This window comes from Telluria sp. Soil_C_11, from assembly GCF_057657395.1.
In genome coordinates this window covers 1-1,115 of record NZ_JBDGIN010000051.1, presented here as the reverse complement: position 1 = coordinate 1,115, position 1,115 = coordinate 1, and the positions used below count along the sequence as shown (strand labels likewise).

Here is a 1,115-nt window from a genome sequence, read left to right as displayed (position 1 = left end):
AAGCGCTTGGTTACCTTAGCCGATGGAAATTTGACAGCTTTAGACCATCGGAGGCAATACATGGACGGAAGCCAAGCGATCGCGGCGGGAGCTGCGCTGTCGGCGTTCAGTCACGATGCGCAGCACGACCGCCTGATGCGCCTGGACTTCCCCCGCGACGACGGTCCGGATCGCATCCTCCTGCCGAACCGGCTGAAGGCGAACGAGGAAGTCTCGCGCTGCTTTCGCTTCGAGGTCGAGCTCCTGTCGGACGACATGCGGATTCCCCTGAAGGCGATGATGGCCAGGATGGTCACGATCTCGCTCGTGCGCCAGGACGGCTCGCTGCGCTACTTCAACGGCTACGTCACCGAATTCCGTTTTCTGCGCACCGATGGCGGCTTCGCGTTCTACCACATGGTCCTCGAGCCATGGCTGGCATTCGCGAAGCTGCGCAAGGACAACCGTTCGTTCCTCGGCAAGAGCGTCATCGAAATTACCGAACTCACCTTTGCCCATTACCGCCAGGCCGACTGGAATCCGGTCATCGTCGGCGAGTATCCGCGGCTGACCTGTGCCAACCAGTACGACGAGACCGACTACAACCACCTGCACCGCCGCTGGGAAGAGCTCGGGCTGCACTACTGGTACGAGCACCGGGCCGACGGGCACACACTCTTTCTCAGCGACCGGAGCACGCTGGCGCAACCCATCGACCCGACCGGCATTGACGATTCCGGCGAAATCCCGTTCCGCGACCAGGCCGGCTCCCTCGAAGACGACGGCATCCGCGAATGGAGCGCCGTGCGCCGGCTCGGCTCCGGCCAGACAACGCTGGCCAGCTTCGACTACAAGAATCCGGTCGCGCAGCGCTCGACTGCCGAGTCGCTCAACAAGCAGGGCGACGTCTACCCTTACGAAATCTACGAGAACACGGGCGCGTACGGTTTCCGCACCCATGACGAGGGCGAACAGCTCGCGCAGCAGCGCATGGGCGAGGTTGATGCGAACACGCAAACGTTCGAAGCCCGCGGCAACGATCGTACTGCCCAGCCGGGCCGGTCCTTCAAGCTCGCTGACCACTTCAGCGCCGAACTGCGCGTACCCAAGCGCGGCGAGCCGGCCCAGCCCAGCAT

1 protein-coding gene is annotated in these 1,115 nt (G+C 63.4%); it reads left to right on the top strand.

Going from position 1 to position 1,115, the window contains the following annotated elements:
- Positions 1 to 60 precede the first annotated feature (60 nt).
- A partial coding sequence (locus AC3A6M_RS24810) for a type VI secretion system Vgr family protein (protein ID WP_487855354.1) occupies positions 61 to 1,115 on the top strand: 1,055 nt, incomplete at its 3' end.